Genomic DNA, 20,596 nt, shown 5'->3' with positions numbered 1-20,596 from the left:
CCCCGGCGGGGGAATCCAGGGCCCGGCACCGGCTCAGGGCGTGCCGGCCGGCGCGGCGACCGAGGCACGCAGGGCGTGCTTGTCGACCTTGCCCGCCGGGCTGATCGGCAGCTCGTCGACGACCCGGAGCAGCTCGGGCAGCTTCGCCCGCTCCAGACCGCGCTCCTCGTAGAGATAGCGCCGCAACTCCTCCAGGTCCGGGGCCTGTTGTCCCGGAGTCCCGACCACCCACACGCAGACGCGTTCCCCGAGCGAGGGATCCGGGACCCCCAGGCAGACGGCGCTCTTGACGCCGGGATGGGTGTTGACGAGCTGCTCCACCTCGGCGGGGCTGATGTTCAGCCCGGCCCGGATGATGATCTCCTTCTTGCGGCCGGTGATGTTCAGCCGCCCGGCCGCGTCGATCCGCCCGAGGTCGCCGGTGCGCACCCAGCCGTCGGCGGTGCGGTAACGGCCGTCCAGCTCCGGCGCGTTGACGTAGCAGAGGGGACTCATCGGGCCCCTGGACCAGATCTCGCCCGTCTCCCCGGGCGCGGCCTCCCCGCCGTCCTCCCGCGTGATCCGGATGGTGGTCACGGCGGGGTTCGGGCGGCCCGCCGTCGTCTGCGCCGTCACCAGGTCGTCCTCCACCTGCGTATGGCAGTTGACGCCGTCCGCGGAGCCGTAGAGGTTGACGAACGCGCAGCCGAAGGCGCGGACGCAGTCCTCGACGGTCCGCGGGTCCACCCCGGCGCCGCCGCAGACGACCGCGGTCAGCGAGGACGTGTCCACACCGCCGTCCCGCAGCCGCGGATCGGCCAGCATCTCCTGGAACATCGTCGGCACGCCCATGATGTGGGTGGGCCGGTGCCGCCCGACCGCGGTGACCGCGGCGGCCGCGTCGAACCGCGGCAGCACCACCAGCGTGCCGCCGAGCACCGTGAGGGTCACGGACGTGCCGGTGGAGCCGAAGGACGACGCCAGCGGCACCAGGAACATGACGCGGGGCGGCTCCTGCCCGCGCACCAGCGAGCGCAGGAAGGCCCCGCGCCCGCCGGCCAGGGCGTTGTGCGAGTACGCCACCATCTTCGGCTCGGCCTCCGAACCGGAGGAGACGAGGACGCGGGCCGCCGCGTCGGGGTCGGGACGGAACGACGGGGCGAACGACGCGGGCGGATCCGCCGGCACGGCGTCCAGCGGACGCATGCCGGGCAGCGGCTCGCCGAGGACGAACACCTCGCGCAGGTCCGGGAGTTCGGGCCGCAGCCCGTCGAGCATGGCCCCGTAGTCGGTGCCGCCGGTGTGCCGGGTGACCACCGCGACGGCCGCCCGGGAACGGCGCAGCATGGCGAGGGTGTCCTGGCGGCGCCGGCCGACCGGGTACGGCAGGCACACCGCGCCGAGCGCGGCCACGGCCAGGTCGGTGGCGCAGGCCAGCCGCCCGTTGGCCAGGTTGACGGCCACCACGTCACCGGGCCGCGTGCCCGCCTCGGCCAGGGCGTGGGCCAGCGCCAGCGCCCGGCGGCGCAGTCCGGCGTACGTGACGACGCCCTCGCCGTCGATGACCGCCGGCCGGCCGGGGTGCGCGGCCACCCGCTCCTCGAACAGCTCGAAGAGGGTCTTCCCGGGATAGTTGCCCTCCCGCGTCCAGCGGGCGCGCAGGGCGGCGGGGACCAGATCGCGGAACGCGGAGCTCATGCCTCGAACCTCCAGGGAGCGGTGACGAAGACGCATTCGGCGCGGGTGAGCGCGGGGCGGGCGACGGCCGAGCGCTCCAGGTCGCGCACGTCGGTGACGACCTCGGTGGCCGTCACGCCGGCGGCCGCGAGCGTGCCGGCCCAGGACCTGGCGGAACGTTCCAGCAGGCGGGCGGCCACGGCGGCGCCCAGCGCGTCCGCCGGCAGCCCGGGGTCCAGGCCGAGCGCCCGGCACAGCCGGCCGACCGCGGTGTGCGAGGCGGCCGACACGGCCAGCCGGCCGTCCGCCGTGCGCCACGGCCCCGTCAGATCCGGAACGGCGGGCTTCGCGCACCCGGACCGCCCGTGCCGCGGACCCCCTTCCAGGGCCGCGTACTGGAGCACGGTCGTGGCGGACAGCAGCGAGGAGTCGACCCGCGCCCCGCGCCCGGTGCGCTCGCGCAGCAGCAGCCCCGCGAGCATGCCCTCGGCGGCCACCAGCCCGCCCAGGACGTCGATCAGGGTCATCAGCGACGGCCGGGGAGCCGCCTCACCGCCCATCGTGTGCGCGAGCCCGGAGTGCGCCTGGGCCATGAAGTCGGTGCCCAGCGGCGGGCGGGGGCCCAGCGCGTCCCCCCAGCCGGACGCGTGGGCGAACACCAGGCGGGGGTTGACGGCGGACAGCGCGTCGGAGTCCAGACCGAAGACGGCGGCCTTGCCCGGCGCCCAGTTGTGCAGGAAGGCGTCGGCCCCCCGCAGCAGGTCCACCACGGCCGCCCGGCCCTCCACCGCCTTGAGGTCGGCGTGCAGGACCCCCTTGCCCTTGTTCAGCGCGAGGAAGCGCGCCGAACAGTCCCCGGCCATCGGCGGCATGCCCCGCAGCGGGTCGCCGTCCGGCGGTTCCACCCGGATCACCTCCGCCCCGAGCAGGTGCAGGACGTGCGCGGCGAGCGGGGCCTGGACACGGCGCCCCGCCTCCACGACGGTGAGCCCCTCCAACGGCCGCTCGACGGAGGGCGGCCGGCCGCCGGCGGCGGTGCCGGTCCCGGCCGGGGAGACGGCGTACGGGGTGATCCGCCACGGGCCGGCCACCGCGCCGTCGGTGAACAGCCCCGGATCCAGGCGGCGTTCGGCCAGGGTGCGGATCCGGCACAGGCTCACCCCCGTGGCCTCCGCCGTGGCGGCGAGGTCAGCGAAATCGCGTGCGGCCACCGCCGCCGCCAGCGAACGCGGCAGCGGCGACACGGCCTTGGAGAAGCGCAGCATGAACGGCCGCCAGCCACGGCTGACATCCGCCGGCGGCACGCCCAGCGCGGACCAGAACGCCCGCCAGGGACCGGCGTCCAGCGTCTCGGCCTCGAACCACACACCGTCCCGGCTGCGGAACGGCGGACCGGCCGCCGGGTCGTCCGGGGGCAGCACCTCCTCCTCGTCACCCGTGGCCGCGGCCAGGTACTGGGAGACCGCCAGCAGCGCCGCGTGGACGACCGACGTCCCGACGCGCCGTACCTGGCCGCCGCGCTCGCGGGCGACGAGCGCGGCCAGCACCCCCTGGACGGCCAGGACCCCGGCGCACGCCGAGGCGTAGTCGAGCGGCAGCCGCACCGGCCCGCCCACGCGCCGGCCGTGCACCGCCATCACCCCGGTGGCGGCCTGGACGGACGTCTCGTCGTCCGGTCCTCCCGGCGCGGCGCCGCACGACCAGTCGACCCGGCAGCCCACCTCCGGGACGGAACCGCCGGGGAGGACCACCTCCAGCGTGGCCGGAGCGTCGCCGCCGCCCGGGCGCGCCTGCGCCCGGGCGCCCAGACAGGACAGGTGCCGCAGGGCCACGTCCAGCGCCCGCGACCGGCCAGCGTACAGCACCGTACAGCCGTCCAGAGGCCCGGATACGGGCCCGGTACCGGAGCACGCGTCCTTCGCCATAACCGCTTCTGCAAATACTTCGGAATGCGCTGTGCCGGTGTGCAAGGAAAACCCTCCGAAGGAATGGGACGGATACATGTCTTCGTTCGGAAAGAAATGCGGAAGCCGCAGCCCGCCGATGGCAGCCCTATGCCATGGAGTGCTGTCACCGGTGACACCGTGATGGCCGGTACGAAGAGCCGGCAAAGAGCCGTTCGGGGAAATCCCGGCCGCGGTGGCGGGCCGGCGCGGCGGTCAGCCGCGTGGCGGGCCGCCGGCCAGTTCCAGCGAGCCGTCCATGCGCAGCCGGCCGAGCCGGCCGGAGCGCAGGGGACCGTCCACGGCGCCGCGCACCCCGCCGCCCGCGCGCCGCGGCAGCGCGTGCGGGAGGGCGGCGCCCTCGGCGCACACCTCGCCGACCAGGCCGGGGGGCAGCGAGCGCCCCGCCGGATCGAGGACGCGCACACGGACGTTGGGGGAGGGCGGCCCGGCGTTCCACAGGGCGCGGCCCGCGTCCGCGGGGCCCACCTCCCGGGCGGCCCACGGCAGCGGACCGCCGTCCCCGCTGAACTCGGCGAACAGCCGGCTCCCCGGCCACCGGGCGAAGTGCCGCCCCACCAGATCGGCGGAGCAGGGCTCGCCGCAGAGGACCACGGATCCCGGGCCGCCCCCGGCCGCCGGCGGGAGGCCGTCGAGCAGCCGCCGGTACCGGCCCGGGGAGAGGACGGCGGCGGTCGTCCCCGTCCCCCCGCCCTCCGGCGCTCCGCCGGGCGGGGCGAGCGGCCGGCGGGGGCCGGCCCACCGCAGCTCCGCGCCGCAGGTGAACGCCCACCACAGCGCGGTCAGCGCGGCGGCGTCGGAGAGGTCGCCGGCGGTGACGACCCCGGCCGGCGGGTGGCCGGCGCGTGCGGTGCGCGAGGCCAGCGCCGAGGTCCACGCCGTGTGGGCCGACAGGGCCGCCCGGCCGTGACGGCCGCCGCCGGGGCCCACCAGCAGATACGCGGGCGCGGTGAAGTCGGGGGCGGGGAGCGCCGCTTCGGCGGGCGGGGCGCCGGGCGGCTCCGTCACGTCCAGGACGCGGCAGTGGCGCTCCCAGACCTCACGGCTCGCCGCCGCGCACAACGCCCGCCGCGCACCGGCGACTTCGGCGATCTCCCCGGCCTCCCCGGCGGTGACCCGGCCCACGGGGACGCACACCGCGCCCGCCTTGAGCACCGCCACGTGCCCGACGACGGCGCGCTCCACGTCGTCGCAGGCGACGACGACCGCCTCACCGGGCCGCACGCCGGAACCGGCCAGCCGCCGCGCCAGGCGCACGGCCTCCGCCTCGATCCGGCCGTAGGCCAGGCGGCGTTCCGCCGGGACGCCGCCCGTCCCCGCGGGCAGGACGAGGGCGGTCCGGCCGGGCGCCGCCCGCGCGATCCCGCCGCACGCCTGGTCCAGCGTGACGGACGGGATGGGGGCCAGGGTCCGCGCCCATAAGTCCAGGTCCGCCTCGTCCGTGGGGCAGGCCACCGGGACGTCCCCGACGGTGGCGTCCGGCCCGTAGGCATGCCGCAGCGCGTGCAGGAGCCGCTCGGCCTGGCGAGGGGAGCAGGAGGCGCGGAGCGTGAGGCCGCCCGCGCCGTCCCCGGTGACCTCCAGGCGTACCGTGGCGGGGAGTTCGGACGCCGGGGCCGGCGTGGCCACGGTGACGGGGCCCGCTCCGGTGGCCAGGCGGGCGCGGACGCGCAGCGCCGCCTCGCGCAGCGGGAGCCCGGCGGGGAACGCCCAGCGGACCGGGGCCCCGCCCCCGCGGCCGGCCTCCACCGTGGCGTCGGCGGTCTGACGGGACAGAGCGGCGAGCATCACCGCGAGGGCGATGTGCGACGGTTCGACGTCCCACTGCTCGGCGAGTGCGGCGAGGCGCCGCGCACCGTCGCCGGGCAGCTTCCTACAGTCCGTTTCGGCATCCCGCCTCATCGCGCGACCCCCCGGTATGTCGCTCTGCATGACGTTTGGTGCCTGCACGCGCTGTTCTTCGGTGTTTTACGCGGATAGTGGTACGTACCAAAAAGACCGTGCCCCCATGCGGATAACTGAATCCTCACTCCGGCGTTCGAAACAGTCAAGAAATTTACAAGTGCGAATAAAATAAGTCCGATTCCGGTTGACGCGCGTCGGCGCGCCCCGTCGGCCGGTGCCGTAGCCCTCGGCGCGGTCCCCCGGTGCGGCCCCCGGCGCTTGAATAGTGGCTCACTCTAGTGACAGACTCTAGACCCTGACTCGGACAAGTCCCGGACGGGTACCGGGACGCGTCCCGGTACCGTCCCGGGTACTCCCGGGCGAGGGGAGGGTGGGGCCGTGGCGGCCGTGCTGCGGGGCAGAAGAGGTGTGCTGTTGCTGCTCACCTCGGTGGAGCTCGTGGTGTTCCTGGACGTGTCGATCGTCAACGTCGCGCTGCCCGCCATCGGCGCGGGCCTGGGGCTCACCGTCGTCGGGCTCGCCTGGGTGGGCACCGCCTACCAAGTGACCTTCGGCGGCTTCCAGTTGGGGGCCGGGCGGGCGACCGACATCCTCGGACGCCGCCGCCTCTTCCGGGCGGGACTCACCGTCTTCACCCTGGGATCCCTGCTCGCCGGGCTCGCCGGATGGGCGTGGCTGCTCATCGCCGCGCGCGCCCTGCAGGGCGTCGGCGCGGCGATCCTCGTCCCCGCCGAACTCTCCCTGCTCGCCGCCTCCTTCACCGAACCCGCCGCCTACCGCAGGGCCTTCGGCTGGTGGAGCGCGATGGGGGCCGTCGGCGCGGCCGGCGGTGTCGTCCTCGGCGGACTCATCGTCCAACTGCTCAGCTGGCACTGGATCTTCCTGATCAACGTGCCGATCGGCGTCGCCGGACTGCTGTTCAGCGGGCGGCTGCTGCCCGCCGACGCGCCGGCGACCACGCCCGCCGCCCGGCTCGACCTGCCCGGCATCGTCACCGGCACCGGCTCCCTCCTGCTGCTGGTGTACGTCGTCACGGTCGCCGCCGAGGGGGACCTCGGCCCCGTCACGGCCGGGCTCGGCGCGGCCGGAGTCGTCCTCGGCGCGGCCTTCCTCTGGATCGAGACGCGCTCCCGTGACCCGCTGCTGCCCTTCCGGTTCTTCCGCGACCTCGACGTCACCGGATCCACGCTGGCCAGTGTCATCGTCGGCGCGGCCCACGTCCCGGCCTTCGTCTTCCTCGCCCTCTACTTCCAGGAGGTCCAGGGCTACAGCGCCCTCAAGAGCGGGCTCGCCGTCCTGCCCATCGCCGCCGTGAACCTGGCGGTGTCACGCCTGGCCGTGCCCGCCGCGCTCGCCAAGTGGGGCCCGCGCGTGGTCCTCACGGCCGGGATGGCGCTGCTCGCCACCGGCTTGGTGCTCTTCGGGATGCTCCCGGCCGGCGGCTCCTTCGTGACCGACTACCTTCCCGGCGCCCTGATCTTCGCCGTCGGACTCCCGGCGGTCTTCGTCGGATCCACCATGCCCGCGGTGAAGGCCGTGGCCGACCACGAGACCGGCGTCGTCTCCGCCGTCGTCAACACCGCCCAGCGCGTGGGCGCCGGCCTCGGGGTCGCCCTCCTCGCCGCCCTCGCCGACGAACGCGCCGACGCCGTCGGCGGACCCCGCCGCGGCGCCCTCAACGAGGGCTACCACCTCGCCTTCCTCGGCGCCGCCGCCCTCGCGGCCCTCGGCGTCCTCATCGGCCTGTGGCTCGTCCTCCGGGGGCGCTCTGAGGGGGCGGTGGCGGAGGGGGAGGAGGGGGAGGACCGGGAGGGGGCGGTCGACGCGACGTCGGCGTGAGGGGACGGGGGCGGGGGACGGGGACGGGCCGAACGGCCGGCTCTTCAGGTACCGAACGGCCGGTGCCTCGGGCGCCGGAAGGCCGGCTCCTCAGCTACTTGAACGGCCCGTGCCTCGGGCGCCGGAAGTCCGGCGCTCCTCAGACCGCGCCCGCGAAGAGCTCCTCCGCCGCGTCCAGGGCCCGGTCCAGCGACGACACCTCGGCCCGCATCCCGGTCACGATCGCGTCGAGGCCACGCAACCCCGCCCGCTCCAGCAGCCGCTTCTCGTTGGTGACCCACTCACCCCGCCCGGCGAGCACCGCGTGGGCCGTCTCCGCCGCCGCGACGGCCAACGCCCCGGCGAGCTCGGTGACGAGGCCGCGCGCGGCATAGGCGGCCCGCGCGTACCGCAGCGTCAGCGTCGCCCGCTCGCGCCACACCGGCGGCGCGGCGGCGCGCAACGCCTCGGGGAACCCGGGCCGGGGGAGGGAACCGCGCAGCACCTCGTTGAGCGCGAGCTCCGCGACGACCAAGTAGCTGGGAATACCGGCGAGATGGAACATCAGGGGCTCCCAGTGGAAGCGCCCCTCCCGCGCCTCGGCGAGCTCGTGCTCGACGACGTCCAGGTCACGGTAGTGGACGTCGAGCCGCCGCCCGTCGACGGTGAACCAGCCGCCCCCGTTGAAGACGCCCCCGCCCCAGCCGCCGATCTCCGACGCCTCGCCCTCCCAGCCGACGGCGCGCAGGTCGTCCGGGTCGAAGCCGCCCCGGTAGTACAGGGCCACGTCCCAGTCGCTGGCCGCGGTGTGCGTGCCCTGGGCGCGCGACCCGCCGAGGGCCACGGCCTGGACGGACGGCAGGCCGGCGAGCCGGCCGGCGACGTGGCCGAGAAATTCCGCGTCGTTCATGCGAGGACCAATCGGTACGGAAACAAGCTGAGTCCGGGGCGCGGGAAGAGCCGCTTGCCGGGCTCGGCCGCCAGGTCCTCGTCCTCCATGCGTTCGAGTCCGCGGTGGATCCGCTGCGGACCGGCCGTCCAGAAGCCGGCGACCGGCGCCCCGAACTGCTCGGCGAGGTCGCATCCGGAGGCCCCGCCCTCCAGGAGCGCGACCATGACCGCGTCACGAAGAGCCATGCGCTCCAACGTAGCACTGCGCCGATCAGCAGAGCGGGGCGGCGGGGAACGGCGTTCGACTACGGTGGGCGCATGACCGTCACCTGGGACGAGGGCGCCCCCGGCGTCATGCAACTGCCCTCCGGCCGGCGCGTCCGCGGCCGCGCCCTGAGCCGCCCGCTGCCCGCCGGCCCCGAACCCGCCTTCGCCCTCCACCTCCTCGGCAAGCAGCCACCCCAAGTCCCCTGGGACGCCCGCTGGTTGCGCTGGCCCGACTTCCGGCTGCCCGCCGACGGCCGGCAGGCCCGCGCGCTCCTGCACGAGGCCTGGCGACGGGCCGCGACCGAACGCGTCGAACTCGCCTGCGGCGGCGGGCGCGGCAGGACGGGAACAGCACTCGCCTGCCTCGCCGTCCTGGACGGCGTCCCGGCCGCGGAGGCCGTCGCCTACGTCCGCCGGCACTACGACCGGCGCGCGGTCGAGACGCCCTGGCAGAAGCGGTACGTCCGCCGGTTCCCGGCCGACGGGTCGGTCGCCGGTCCCCGGCCCTAGGATCACCCGCGCCCGGGACCGGTCACGGCACACTCCCGCCCCCCGCCCGGGAGCGGGGCACCTCGGAGCGCCCACGCCGGACGGGACGGTGTTCCGCCCCGGCGCCATGGCGGCGGGCGCGGTGGCGGTGCGCTGCCGCTCAGCCCTTCGCCCTTTCATAGGCGGCCAGTTCGTGGGCGTTGCCCACGAAGAGCGGGCCGCTCTACGCGGGCAGCCGTTCGACGACCACGGCGACAGCGGCCTGGGCGCTGTCCGTCTCGGCGATCCGCGGGCAGACCCGCGTCGGTCCCTCGACCCAGTAACCGCCGGACGCCCCCGGGCAGATGTAGGGGAGGTCCCAGGTCGGAGGGAATTCCGTGCACCTGCTGAAGTGCAGCTCCCACATGCCTGTCCACGGACGGAGCCGACGCAACCGCGGCTCGGCGTATGCCACCCGTGCCAACTCGGCTAACCGGTCGCGGAACGGGATCCCCTTCGGCCCGACGGGCTGGTCGGCGAGGGTCAGGATCTTCTGCCAGGCGGCTTCGACACTGCTGTTCATTCTGTGATGATGCCGGGGAGGGGAGGTGGGAGGCCAGGGACGACCGGGGCACAATCACGGAATGATCAACAACCGGATCACCTACCGGACGGCGGATGGCACCCGCATACCCGGAACCTGGCGGCACGCCTTCATCCGCAACGGTGGGACGTTCTTCCTCACCGACCTCGTCATGTACGCCGACGGCCTGATCGACTGCTGGGGCCTGGTCACCCTCGAGGAATTCGAGCGGAAGCTGCGCTGCGGCTGGGTGGCCACCGAAATCCCCGAGGGCGCCCGGGCGTCGGCCGGTAACCTGGCCGCCTGGAAGTTCGGTGAGCCGAGCACACGGCTCACCCCCGAGCTGATGATCGCCGAGGTGCGGGACACCATCGAGCGGCTGAACGGCCGTCCCGATTCGGCCGCGCGGTGCCGGGCCGCCGTCGACGTGTTCCTCGCCGACCGGACCGAAGAGAACCGCGCCGCCGTACGTGCCGCCTACCTGGCCGTCCCGGAGACCCGGCGCCGGTACGTGCTGAGCGACATGGACCGCAAGGACTGGCCGCTCAAGGTGCTGGTCGCCGGGCCGGGGGCGGTGGTCGAGGGCTGGTGGACGGGGAAGCCCGTCTCGCAGGAGGACTACGACCAGGCCGTCGCGTACTTCGAGAAGCGGGCCCGGTCGGCCGCCGAGGCGTCCTCGCGGGTCCCTGCCGACGGGCCCGCGACACCGTACGCACCGGCGATCCACCTATACCAGTCGTATCCGCAGGAGCGTCGGGACGACCCGGGCACGGTGGGCCTGCGCAACGACTACCCTGCCCCCGTCGACTTCGACGGCAGCACCTACACGTCAGTGGCCCACGCCTATTGGGCCCTGTCGGTCACCGATCCCGCCGTGCGGGCCGCCGTCGCCGCGGCGGACACCTCGTCCGATGCCTGCGCACTTGCCGCCGGGGCCACCCGGCGCGAAGGCTGGGAACAGGCCCGCACGGCCGTCATGACCGCTCTCCTGCGCGCCAAGTACACGCAGCACCCCGACTTGGCGGAGATCCTGCTACGGCACCGGTGACGCGACTCTCGTCTACGACGACGCCGACTCCGCCTTCTGGGGCGACAAGGCTGGCCGGGGCCGCAACTGGACCGGGCGGCTGCTCGAACTCGTCCGCTCCGAACTGCACGCCCGGCGGGCCGGTGTTGGGTCGCATGCGGCATTTCAGTAGGCAACGGCTTGACCTGGGCACTGAAGCGCAGCGTTTTGTTCAGTTGGACAGACTTGTCTCGTCCGGGGTTTGGTCCCTGGCCCTTGATCGTGGACACGGGTTATGCGGCTGAGGCCAGCGTAGTTGATGGTGTGTCGAGTGTGTGTTCGTAGGTGATGGGGCTGCGGTGTCCGAGGGCGGTGTGGCGCCGGACGGTGTTGTAGCGGTGCAGCCACCGGAACAGGGTGAGCCGGGCTTCGCGCTCGTCGGCGAAAGCCCGCCGTCCTTGCAGGGTCTCGTGTTTGCAGGTCGCGTTGAAGGACTCCGCGAGGGCGTTGTCCGCGCTGCTGCCGACCGCGCTCATGGACTGGATCACGCCGGCCTGGCGGCAGGCCGCGGCGAAGGACCGGGCCGTGTACTGGGCTCCGTGATCGGTATGCAGCACCGCGTCGCGCAGGGTGCGGCGGGTCCGCCGGGCGGCGGCCAGGGCGTCGGTGACGAGTTCGGTGCGGATGTGGTCGGCCAGGGCCCAGCCGGCCGGGCGACGGGATGCCAGGTCGATGACGGTCGCGAGGTAGAGGAACTTTCCGCTGGTCAGAGGGATGTGGGTGATGTCCCCGACGTACTTCGTGTTCGGCGATCTGGCGGTGAAGTCCCGGCCGATCAGGTCCGGGGCCTTCGCGGCGGCCGGGTCGGGGACGGTGGTGCGATGACGGCGCCGCAGGCGCAGGCCCGCCAGGCCGATGGACCGCATCACACGGGCGACACGCTTGTGGTTCACGCGCCCGCCGCCGTCCTCACGCAGTTCAGCGGTGCTCCTCGGGACGCCGTGGGTGCCGTCGGAATCCCGGTGGGCCCGGCGTATTCGCGCCGCGAGCTGGGCGTCCGCGGTCTGCCGGGCGGCCCGGGCGGGAGCGGTGGAGCGCCAGTAGTAGAAGCTCGAACGGGCGATGCCCAGGATCCGGCACAACCGCTTGACGCCGTATCGGCGCTGGTGGTCCTCAACGAACTGGCAGCGGTTCACCAGCGCGTCTCCCCGGCGAAATACTTCGCGGCCCTCCGCAGGATCTCGCGTTCCTCCTCCAGCTCACGGATCCGCTTGCGCGCGGCGGCGAGCTCGGCCTCGAGCGGGGACTGCGGCACCGGGGCCGTCTCGCCCCGTCCCCGGGGCCGGCCCGCGCCGGCCGCCCGGATCCAGTTCCGCAGCGTCCCGGGTTGATGCCCAGGTCAGCGGCGACCTGCTTGATCGTTGCCCCGGGACGGGACCGGAAGAGCTCGACCGCGTCCCGCTTGAACTCGGCCGGATAGTGCTTCATGACCACGACATGTCCGTTCTCAGACCCTCAAGATCTACTGTCTCGAGTGTCCGAGATCCGGGGTCAAGGCCCCTTCGACATGAGCGCGGACTACGGGCCGCTGGAGCCGGTCTCCCGGCACCGGGTGCAGGCCGAGCGGATCCGGGCGCACTGGGAGGACATGCTCCGTGTCGCCGGGTCGTTGCAGACCGGGAAGGTGCGGGCGTACGACCTGCTGCGGATGATGATGGCCAGCGGCGACCGCATGACCGGCCTGGGGGACGCGTTCGCCCGCTACGGGCGCATCTTCAAGACCCTCCACCTGCTCCAGTTCCTCGACTCCGAGGCATACCGGCGCATGATCGGCGTCCAGCTCAACATCGGCGAAGGCCGCCACTCACTGGGCCGGCGGATCTTCTTCGGACGGCTCGGCGAGCTCCGCCACGGCTACCGCGACGGCATGGAAGACCAGCTCGGCGCCCACGGCCTTGCCCTCAACGCCGTGGTCTGGTGGAACACGCTCTACATCGACGCGGCGGTCAAGAAGCTGGAGGCCGGGGGCGTCACCATCTCTCCCGAGATCCGCTCACGCCTGTCCCCGCTGGTCCACGAGCACATCAACTTCCACGGCCGCTACCCCATCATCCGTTTCCACAGCAACGGGGCCCTGCGGCCCCTGCGGGAGCCGGGCGAGGCCGAGGAGTAAGGGGACGGGTACACCCTGGGCGGGGGCCGTCGCACTCCCCGTCCATGGCACCGGCAGCGTACGGACAGTGGCCCGTCAGGCGACGGCCGGGAGCACGGCGCCGGGGTCGCCGGTGTAGACGACGGCGTGCTCGTCGGGCGCCGGGGGTTCGAAGCGGGCGAAGAAGTCGTCCAGCGCCTCGGGACTGACGGTGAGGGCGTTGGCGTCTTCACGCTGGTTGCGGTCGGCCAGGCGCCGCAGGAGCTCGTCCCGGTCGACTGGCAGGTAGATCAGCCGCCACCGGCCACCGGCGGCCTCGACGAGCTTCTTCCAGGCGTCGCGGTCTTCGCGCAGCCACAGGCCGTGGTCCAGGACGACGTCGCCCCCGGCGGCCAGGTGCTCGGCGAGCCGGCGGCGGATCGCCTCGACGACGGGGCGTTCGCGCTCGAAGTAGGTGTCCTCGGGGTAGTCGATGCCGTAGCGGCCGTGGAGGCGGTGGACCTCCTCGTCCACGGACAGCCGGACCATCCCCCGGTCGGCGAGGGCGCGGGCGAGCATGGTCTTGCCGGAGCCGGTGATGCCCACCAGCAGCACCGCCGTCGGCGCGCGCTCCGTCACGTCCGCCTCTCCCTTCCCAGCTGGTCCCACGGTGTCCATTCTTGCCGACCGGGACCGGCTACCGGTGGCTGTTCGCGGCGGGTGGCCGCCATCGGGTGACGATGGTCCGGGCCTCAGCCGCCCACCCGGCCGGCGGGCCGTCGAGGGTGACGCGGCGGAAGCCGAGGCGGGGGTCGGCGACGTCGATCCGGCCGTGGTGCCGGCCGGTGTGCTCCAGCAGCCGTCCGGCCTCGTCCCGTACGGCCGGGGTGTGCTCGGCCCAGGCGCCGGAGGTGAAGTTCTCGACCCGGCGGCGGAGGTCGTCCAGGACGCCCGCGCGCCATTTGAAGTGGTGCACGCAGGCCAGCGTGCCGTGGTCGGGCCTGTGGCCGGGGGCCCGGTGGTTGCCGGACGCCACGGAAACCTCGGACCGGGCGAGGACAATCTTGCGGGGGTCGCCGTGCAGGAGCCGGTGGGTGAGGTGCCCGCCGAGGGGAAACGCGCGGTCCAGCCCGGTCTCCGCCTGCCAGTGGGCAAGGCGGCCGTCGGGGGCGACGCGGTCGAGCATCAGCCCGCCCACCACCGGCCGACCTGCCGTCTCCGCCGCGGCGATCACCTCTGTGAGTGGGGCGGGGTAGGTGTGGAGCTCGTCGGAGTCGGCGAGCAGGTGCCAGCCGGGCCCGGCCTGCTCGCGCAGGGTGTCCCGGAGCTGGGTGTTGGTGTGCTCGTGCCACGGACCGGTGCTGACCGTCGCAGGGGGGACGCCGAGCCCTGCGGCGGTGGCCAGCAGCTGGTCCCGCCAAGGGGCGGGGGTGTGGTCGGGGAAGTGGAAGGCGAGGCGGAAGTCGGTGATGCCGAGCGCGCGGTAGTGGGCGGTCCAGGCGGTCAGCAGGGCCGGTTCCACGGGGCCGATCACCGCGACCAGCACGGGCGGGGCGGGTGTCATCGCGACTCCTCGATGAGGCGGGTGTAGGTGGTGGTGAGGAAGACGGCCTGCTCGGCCGCCGTGGCCATGCCCACCGCCTCCGGGGCCCCCGGCCCGGGCCGCTCGGGCGGCCCGGAGGCGAGGCTGTCGAGGATGGTGGCGAGGGCGGCGGGGTCGCCGGCCGGGAACAGCCGGGCCCACGGCTGCCCGGCGATCCTGCTGGTGAGGGCGGGGTCGTGGTCGGAGACGAGAAGGGGGACGCCGAGGCGGGCGGCGTCCATGACCAGCCCGGACTCCTTGCCGACCCCGGGGCGGCGGGTGACCAGGGCCGCGTCGGCAGCGGCGTAGACCAGGCGGAGAACCTGCTCGCCGACCGGTCCGGGCACGGTGTGGAGGCGGACCCGCGGGAGCTGGTGCCAGCGGGCCAGCACCTTCTCGTCGAGCGGGGTGCCGGTGACCAGCAGGTGCAGCGGCCGGGTGAGCCGGGCGAGGGCGGCGTCGACGGTGGCGATGTCCTTGTAGGGCCACCAGCCGCCGACCAGGCACACCGCCGCAGCGTCGGCCGGGATGCCAAAGGCGGTACGGGCGCCGTCCCGCTCGGCCCCGGTGAGCCGGCGGCCGTCGTCGACCGCGAACGCCCGTGCCTCCCGGGCAACGCACGGGAAGGCGTCGGTGAACTGGTCCCGGACGGCCTCCGTCGGGTACAGCGCGATCACCCGCCGCTCGCCGCGGCGGGCGAGTCGCCCGAGGAGCCGCACGGGGGCGTCCTCGGTGGTGATGGCTTCGTGGATGAACCGCAGGTGGGGCTGTCCGCCGAGGAGAGCGGCGGCGCCGTGCAGGGCCTCGCTCGCGCTGAGCACCACCACTGCCCCCGGCTCCTGGACCAGGTGCCGGGCCGTCCGCAGACAGGCGGCCTCGGTCAGGCACCGGGCGATCAGCGTGACCTGGTGCGGAGATCGTCGCACCGCTAGCGGCCACCGGCGAGAAGCGAACGCCTTCTGCCCGGCCGCCGAGACGGCGGTCGCCCACTGGGCGGCGGCCAGCAGCACGGCCGCGGCCGGTCCCCGGGCGCCGGTGACCAGGTGGGCGCCGGCCTGGCGGAGCGGGGCGGGGTCGGCGGCGCCGTACGGGGCGATGACCACGCTGCCGGGCCTGGCGGCGACGAGCGCGGCGAGGGTGCGCGGGTGGTGCCCGCCGAGCCGGTGGGCACCCGGCTCGATGACCACCAGCGGACGATCGGCGGTCATCCGGCGACCGCCTGCTCGCCGTGCGCGGCCGTGAACCGGTCCTTCAGCCACGCGGGATCGTTGAGCGCGTCGAACCGGGCCGTGTCCCGTGCGGCCTGGCGGGCAAAGGCGATGCCGTCGCAGGCGCCGGCCGCCGCGTAGGTGGCGAAGTCGCCCTCGCGGCTGGCCGTCCAGGCGTCGAGGCGGGCCTGGGCGTCGGCATCGGCCATGCCGTACTCGCTGCCGCGTGCAAGCATCGCGCACTCCCGGAAACCGGCCTTCCAGGCGTGGTACGGGCTCTGGTTGAACTGGGTCGTCCCGGCCGTGACCTCGCAGAACTCCACCTTGCCCGGGAGGGCTGCGAGGACGTCGACGGCCTCGCCCATCTCCCGCAAGGCCGACCGCCGGATGAGCTTGAGCCCGCCGTAGCCGTAGGTCAGGCCGTTGACCGGGTTGACCGCCCGCCATACCCGCATCGAGATGCCGTCGGCCAGCGGCTGCACGTCGGCGGTGGGGAAGCGGGTGTCGATGGAGAAGTCGCCGTCGGCGAGGAAGAACTGCTCGGTGTCGGCCAGCTCGGCGCACAGCCGGTAGGCCCGGCGCATGCCCCGCACGCCGTGCAGACGCTTGACCGTGCCGCCCAGCACGCGGCCCAGGCGTCGGTGCAGGGCGTTGGCCATCGGCTCGTCGTAGGACAGCAGCACGGCGTCGAACGCGCTGGTCATGCGATGGCCTCCAGGTAGCGGGCGGCCACGGCGGCCGGGGCGAAGTCGGCGGTGGAGGCGTGGGCGCGCTTGGCGTGCACCCGGTAGAACTCCGCGTCGGTGGCCAGCCGGCAGGCGATCTGGACGGCCTGGTCGTCGGTGTCGAAGAGCAGGTCGTCGTCGATGTGCTCGGCCAGCCATCCGGTGCGCGGGGCGATGACCGGCAGGCCCATCCCCTGGCAGTCCACCACCGACATCGACCACGGGCACCCGGGCCGGAAGGGCGCGATGCCGAAGTGGGCGCCGGCCAGCAGGTTCCGGTAGCGCACCCGGTCGCCGCGGTCCGAGGCGATGGTGACGCCGTCGAGGGTGGCGAGTTCGTCGCGGTGGCGTTCGGGGCTGGGGTCGAGGCGGACGCGCTCGGGGCTGCGGGTGCCGAAGAGGTCCATCACCGTCAGCTCCACCGGCGCCTCGGCGACCAAGTGCTGGGCGAGCTGGGTGAAGCGGGCGGTGCCGTAGTGCGCGTAGAGGCGGTGGTTGTAGACCGCCGTCGCGCGGCCGTCCGGCGGCAGGTTGTCGGCGGGGTCGCGGACCAGGCGCTCGTCCCTGGGGGCGGGCACGACGTGCAGCTTCTCGGCGAGTTCCACGCCCGTACGGTCGGCGGCCGCCGTGGTCCAGGACGCGGCCGTGGCGGAGTGGACGAGGACGCGGTCGCAGGCGGCGAGGCCGGCGGCGAAGGACAGCAGAACACTCCGGCCGAGGCCACCGTCGTCGAGGGACGGGTCGAGCTCCAGGTCGCCGTCGTCGGTGAAGGAGAAGGGAAGGTAGTGGCAGTACCCGGCGATCCGTGCGTCCGTCCCGGCTTCGAGGAGGGCGGCGCGGATCGCGGGGGCGGCCTCGATCTGGTTGGCCACCACCACCTCCGGCCGGACCCGGCGCACGAGCGCCACGAGCTCGTCGAGGCCGGGGTCGAGGCGGGCCCGGTACTTCGTGGACGGCGAGACCGTCGGCGCGAAGCCCACCCGCTCATCCCCGGCGGGGGCCGGGGCAGCCACGGTCACGTCCACCCCGGCGTCAGCCAGGGCCGGGCTGAGGAGGTCGGCGAAGGTGAAGCCGGAGTCGGCCGAGAGCCGTCCGGGGTTGGAGATGTTCAGCAGATACAGCAGCCGCACGGCGGTCTCCCTCCCGCCGGGCCCGCGGTCGTCCGGGCCGGTTGAAGGGAAGAAAACCGGGGCCGGGAACGGTGACGGGATGGTGAACTGACCTCACTCACGGTTCACTCACGTTCGTCATCAACCAGCCAGCCGGGCGGGGGCCTTGATGGAGGAACAGCACGATGCGATGACCACGGAGCAGGCGGCCGAGGCGTTCGCGGCCGAGACCGCCTACTGGCGCGAAGTGAGGGGCCTGTCGAAACGGGCGCTCGCGGCGGCGATGAGCTTCGATCCGTCGTACGTCAGCCACGTGGAGTCCGGACGGCACAAGCCGACCGAGGACTTCGCGCGGCGGGCGGACGAGGCCCTCGGTGCCGGCAAGGCCATCTGGAAGCGGTGGTGCGACTACGAAGCGGCCAAAACCCGCAACGGGCGGATGGCGCCGAGGGCCCCGCAGGCAGTGGCCGAGCAGCCGTACGCGTCGGGCTCCGCGCTCGTAGTCGAGCACGACGCCGCCCGGCTCGACTACGACGGGCGCCTGTACCGCCTGACGATGCGCCGGCTGCTGCGGAACACCGGCACCGAGCCGGTCACCCGCTACCTCATCCGCATCAGCGTCGACCGCTACCCCGGCGAGCCGGAGCGGTCCAACGCGCACTACCGCACCCACCCGCTGACCTGGGAGGAGCTCGAGCTGAGCGCGACGTGCCGGGGCGAGGCGATGCGGTGGGAGGCCAAGCACGACCGCGACGCCTTCAAGGAGGTCTGGCTACTGTTCGAGAACGGCCAGGGCCGCTTCCCCCTCTACCCCGGCGAGTCCGTGTGGATCGAGTACGCGTACGCGGTCGGGGACGAGAAATGGGGCCGGTGGTTCCAGCGGGCCGTCCGCCTGCCGACCGAGCACCTGGAGGTCCAGCTCGCCTTCCCCGCCGCCCTCGACCCGGTGGTCTGGGGCACCGAGACGTCGATGACCGCCGAGGCGTCCCCGCTGCGGACCGCCCCCGTCCGCAGGGACGAGAACGGCACCAGGCTGTTCTCCTGGACGACCTCCACACCGCCCCTGCACGCCCGGTACCGTCTGGAGTGGCGATTCCGCGCGAACGGCGAACGCGACGCGACTCACGAGGAGTTCAGGTGACCACGGTGCGGCCCAGCGAGCAGATGCGTGACCTCGGCGTCGTGCAGTACGGTGCCCCCGTCCTCGCCGAGGCCGCCCACCCCTTCGACCTGCCGGACGAGAAGGACACCGCCGAGCAAACCGTCGAGACGCTCTTCGCGGCGATGGAGCGGATCGCGCGCGTGCACCCCTTCGCCAAGGGCATGGGGATCGCGGCCCCGCAGATCGGCATCGACCGGGCGGCGGCCGTCGTCCAGCCCGCCGGCCCCGCCGCCGCGGCGATCGTCCTGCTCAACCCGCGCATCACCGCGCGCTCCGAGGAGATGGACGAGCAGTTCGAGGGGTGCCTGTCGTTCTTCGACGTCCGCGGCATGGTCCCGCGCCCCCTGGTGATCACGGTGGTGGCCACCGAGCTGGACGGCACCGAGGTCACCACGGTGTACGAACGCGGGCTCGCCCGGCTCGTCGCCCACGAGATCGACCACCTCGACGGCCTCCTCTACACGGCCCGCATGCGCCCCGGTGTCGAGCCGATCCCGGTGGAGGAGTACCGGCAGACCGGCCGCGAGTGGGCGTACGACCAGTAGCCCCCGGTCCCAGGCATGATCGTGCGCAGGGACGTGACGAACTGGGTCGAGACGGGCGTATACGGGCTCCAGGCCCGCCACGGCGAGGACGGCCTGGTGCACACCCCCACGAGCGGCGGCGTACGAACCATCGACCTGTACCGCCTCCGGCAACTGGCCCAAGGAGTCGGCCGCAGCAGCGGGCCGGACTCCCATGGACACCCGGCCTCGCGCGGGCCGTCCTGCACGCGCTCGGCGTCGCGTGACGTCAACGCGTCGCACCCGCCGGTACGACCCCTTTTCCCGACGCCTGGACGTCACGCAACGCCCAGCGCCTCCGGCGGCGGAAAGCACTGTCACGGCACTTCGCGGAACTGTATGTACTGTCCCGGCGCCGGGAGCCGGCCGCGTGGGTCATGTGCCCGCAGACCGGGCACAGCAGGCGCTTGTTGTCGGTGGCCACGGCCTGGAGGTAGATCCGGCCGAGTGCGGCGAGCCGCTCGATGCGAACCGAGGTCCGCCCCGGCCGCGCAGGGTGGCGCCGGCATCCTGCTGGAAGCGGTCAGCGCGCGCTGGCGGGGTCTGGTACTGCGGCCGGGCGGGGGCCGGGGACGTCGGCATCTGCCTGCCTGGCGTTTTGCATGACGGCGAAGTCGGCGCGGGCCTGGGCGACAGCCTCCGGGTACGCCTCGCGCTTGGCGTGCTCGGCGAGCGCCCGGTAGATGCTGGCGACGGAGGGGTTGGCTCCCTTGCGTTTGCCGGTGGGGATGATCAGGTCGGGCTGGATCTGCTCGACGGACTCGCCGCCCGCGCGGCGCCGCAGCACGGTGTGGAGCATGTCGTCGGTGATGACCGGTGGCCGGCCGCCGTGCTTGCCCTTGCGGGCTGCGGCATCGAGCCCCTCCAGCGTCGACTCGCGGATGTTCTCCCGCTCGGTCTCCGCCATCGCCGCGAAGAACGCGAACAGCAGCCGCCCCGGTCCGCTCGGGCCGTACATCCCCGGCAGCGGTCCGGCGAGCATCTCCAAGACCAGGCCGTGGGCGGTGAGGTGGTCGGCGAGCGCGGTGAGCTCGGCGGCGTCGCGGCCCAGCCGCTTCATCTCGTCCACCGTGAAGATCACCCGGCAGTGCGGTGCGTGGGCCTTGATCTCCCGCGCGGTCTTCAGCGCCTTCTCGAAGGCGGGGCGGACCCGCACCCGGGTGCTGATCTTCTCGCTGAAGATCTTGTCCCTGGGGATGCCGTGCTTGGTGAGCGCGTCCAGCTGCGAGTCGAGTTCCTGGCCGAGCGTCGAGCAGCGGGCGTAGCCGATCCGGATGTCGGCACTCACCACGTCGGGGTCGACCGGCGCCGGGGGCGGGGTGCCGGGCCGCCACGGCTGTCCCGGCCCCCGGTCGGCGGGGGTCGGCACGCGCAGCAGCTTCGCGAGCCGGGGCACCTTGGTGAACCGGCCGGTGTGGTACGTGCCGGCGACCGCGCCGCCGCGCGGGCGGCACGGTGAGCCGGGCTCGGCGCCGCACCGTGGACAGGGGTGCGCTCGACATCGTCCGCATCCGACAGAGGTGCGGTTTGAGGGCCCGTCATGCCCGCACGGACCTTG

The 20,596-nt window shown here is 74.0% G+C and carries 17 protein-coding genes and 2 pseudogenes; 6 read left to right on the top strand and 13 right to left on the bottom strand.

Annotated elements, in window-relative coordinates; genetic code table 11:
* Positions 1 to 33: 33 nt before the first annotated feature.
* The 3 genes from AC230_RS20085 to AC230_RS20075 all read right to left on the bottom strand — a co-directional run bounded on the left by AC230_RS20085 (position 34) and on the right by AC230_RS20075 (position 5,522).
* Positions 34 to 1,677, bottom strand: a complete 1,644-nt coding sequence (locus AC230_RS20085; protein ID WP_049717686.1) for a class I adenylate-forming enzyme family protein — start codon at positions 1,675 to 1,677, stop codon at positions 34 to 36.
* The gene (locus AC230_RS20080) at positions 1,674 to 3,521 is read right to left on the bottom strand and encodes a CoA transferase (RefSeq protein WP_053161289.1); all 1,848 of its coding nucleotides are present in this window, start codon (positions 3,519 to 3,521) and stop codon (positions 1,674 to 1,676) included. The genes AC230_RS20085 and AC230_RS20080 overlap by 4 nt, the downstream gene beginning before the upstream one ends.
* Positions 3,522 to 3,815: 294 nt before the next feature.
* Positions 3,816 to 5,522 carry an AMP-binding protein gene (locus tag AC230_RS20075; RefSeq protein ID WP_049717685.1) on the bottom strand — a complete coding sequence of 569 codons (1,707 nt, stop codon included), beginning with the start codon at positions 5,520 to 5,522 and terminating at the stop codon, positions 3,816 to 3,818.
* Between the two features lie 381 nt (positions 5,523 to 5,903).
* On the opposite strand from AC230_RS20075, the gene AC230_RS20070 reads away from it, so the two are divergent.
* Positions 5,904 to 7,364, top strand: coding sequence for an MFS transporter (locus AC230_RS20070; protein WP_078871415.1), 1,461 nt, complete (start codon positions 5,904 to 5,906; stop codon positions 7,362 to 7,364).
* A 139-nt stretch (positions 7,365 to 7,503) separates the two neighbouring features.
* Here the strand turns inward: AC230_RS20070 and AC230_RS20065 are convergent, their stop codons facing one another.
* Both AC230_RS20065 and AC230_RS20060 read right to left on the bottom strand, forming a co-directional pair.
* Positions 7,504 to 8,253 (bottom strand): nucleotidyltransferase domain-containing protein, encoded by a 750-nt coding sequence (locus tag AC230_RS20065; RefSeq protein ID WP_049717684.1) that lies wholly within the window; start codon positions 8,251 to 8,253, stop codon positions 7,504 to 7,506.
* Positions 8,250 to 8,480 (bottom strand): hypothetical protein, encoded by a 231-nt coding sequence (locus AC230_RS20060; RefSeq protein ID WP_157868614.1) that lies wholly within the window; start codon positions 8,478 to 8,480, stop codon positions 8,250 to 8,252. Before AC230_RS20060 ends, AC230_RS20065 begins: the two co-directional genes overlap by 4 nt.
* Before the next feature lie 72 nt (positions 8,481 to 8,552).
* Here AC230_RS20060 and AC230_RS20055 point away from each other — a divergent pair, with 72 nt between their 5' ends.
* A complete protein-coding gene (locus AC230_RS20055; RefSeq protein ID WP_049717682.1) occupies positions 8,553 to 9,011 on the top strand; it encodes a phosphatase domain-containing protein in 459 nt (152 codons plus the stop codon).
* A gap of 202 nt (positions 9,012 to 9,213) precedes the next feature.
* Here the strand turns inward: AC230_RS20055 and AC230_RS20050 are convergent, their stop codons facing one another.
* Entirely contained in the window at positions 9,214 to 9,552 is a 339-nt protein-coding gene (locus AC230_RS20050) for a DUF6193 family natural product biosynthesis protein (protein WP_078871414.1), read from the bottom strand.
* A 61-nt stretch (positions 9,553 to 9,613) separates the two neighbouring features.
* Between AC230_RS20050 and AC230_RS20045 the strand changes: the two are divergent.
* Positions 9,614 to 10,751 (top strand): annotated as a pseudogene (locus tag AC230_RS20045) (NADAR family protein).
* 100 nt (positions 10,752 to 10,851) lie between these two features.
* Here the strand turns inward: AC230_RS20045 and AC230_RS20040 are convergent.
* A pseudogene (locus AC230_RS20040) lies at positions 10,852 to 12,052 on the bottom strand (IS3 family transposase).
* 40 nt (positions 12,053 to 12,092) lie between these two features.
* Here AC230_RS20040 and AC230_RS20030 point away from each other — a divergent pair.
* A complete protein-coding gene (locus AC230_RS20030) occupies positions 12,093 to 12,731 on the top strand; it encodes a Tn3 family transposase (protein WP_157868613.1) in 639 nt (212 codons plus the stop codon).
* Positions 12,732 to 12,806: 75 nt separating this feature from the next.
* Here the strand turns inward: AC230_RS20030 and AC230_RS20025 are convergent, their stop codons facing one another.
* The 5 genes from AC230_RS20025 to AC230_RS20005 are packed head-to-tail and all read right to left on the bottom strand — an operon-like array spanning position 12,807 to position 17,334.
* Positions 12,807 to 13,328 (bottom strand): P-loop nucleotide/nucleoside kinase family protein, encoded by a 522-nt coding sequence (locus tag AC230_RS20025; protein ID WP_241833297.1) that lies wholly within the window; start codon positions 13,326 to 13,328, stop codon positions 12,807 to 12,809.
* A gap of 58 nt (positions 13,329 to 13,386) precedes the next feature.
* Complete coding sequence (locus tag AC230_RS20020; RefSeq protein WP_049717680.1) at positions 13,387 to 14,253, bottom strand: hypothetical protein; 867 nt, start codon at positions 14,251 to 14,253, stop codon at positions 13,387 to 13,389.
* Complete coding sequence (locus tag AC230_RS20015; protein ID WP_049717679.1) at positions 14,250 to 15,479, bottom strand: glycosyltransferase family protein; 1,230 nt, start codon at positions 15,477 to 15,479, stop codon at positions 14,250 to 14,252. The genes AC230_RS20020 and AC230_RS20015 overlap by 4 nt, the downstream gene beginning before the upstream one ends.
* Positions 15,476 to 16,183, bottom strand: coding sequence for a hypothetical protein (locus tag AC230_RS20010; RefSeq protein ID WP_049717678.1), 708 nt, complete (start codon positions 16,181 to 16,183; stop codon positions 15,476 to 15,478). The genes AC230_RS20015 and AC230_RS20010 overlap by 4 nt, the downstream gene beginning before the upstream one ends.
* Entirely contained in the window at positions 16,180 to 17,334 is a 1,155-nt protein-coding gene (locus tag AC230_RS20005) for a glycosyltransferase (protein ID WP_049717677.1), read from the bottom strand. The genes AC230_RS20010 and AC230_RS20005 overlap by 4 nt, the downstream gene beginning before the upstream one ends.
* 169 nt (positions 17,335 to 17,503) lie before the next feature.
* On the opposite strand from AC230_RS20005, the gene AC230_RS20000 reads away from it, so the two are divergent.
* On the top strand, positions 17,504 to 18,454 hold the full coding sequence (locus AC230_RS20000; protein ID WP_241833296.1) for a helix-turn-helix domain-containing protein: 951 nt from the start codon (positions 17,504 to 17,506) through the stop codon (positions 18,452 to 18,454).
* Positions 18,451 to 19,020, top strand: coding sequence for a peptide deformylase (locus AC230_RS19995; RefSeq protein ID WP_049717675.1), 570 nt, complete (start codon positions 18,451 to 18,453; stop codon positions 19,018 to 19,020). Before AC230_RS20000 ends, AC230_RS19995 begins: the two co-directional genes overlap by 4 nt.
* 541 nt (positions 19,021 to 19,561) lie before the next feature.
* Here AC230_RS19995 and AC230_RS19990 read toward each other — a convergent pair.
* Positions 19,562 to 20,407 (bottom strand): recombinase family protein, encoded by an 846-nt coding sequence (locus tag AC230_RS19990; protein WP_241833295.1) that lies wholly within the window; start codon positions 20,405 to 20,407, stop codon positions 19,562 to 19,564.
* Positions 20,408 to 20,596: the final 189 nt, after the last annotated feature.

The sequence above is a fragment of the Streptomyces caatingaensis genome, from assembly GCF_001187435.1.
Lineage (GTDB): Bacteria > Actinomycetota > Actinomycetes > Streptomycetales > Streptomycetaceae > Streptomyces > Streptomyces caatingaensis.
Note: the sequence above shows the minus strand (reverse complement) of the source record. Positions and strands in the feature narration are given on the sequence as shown.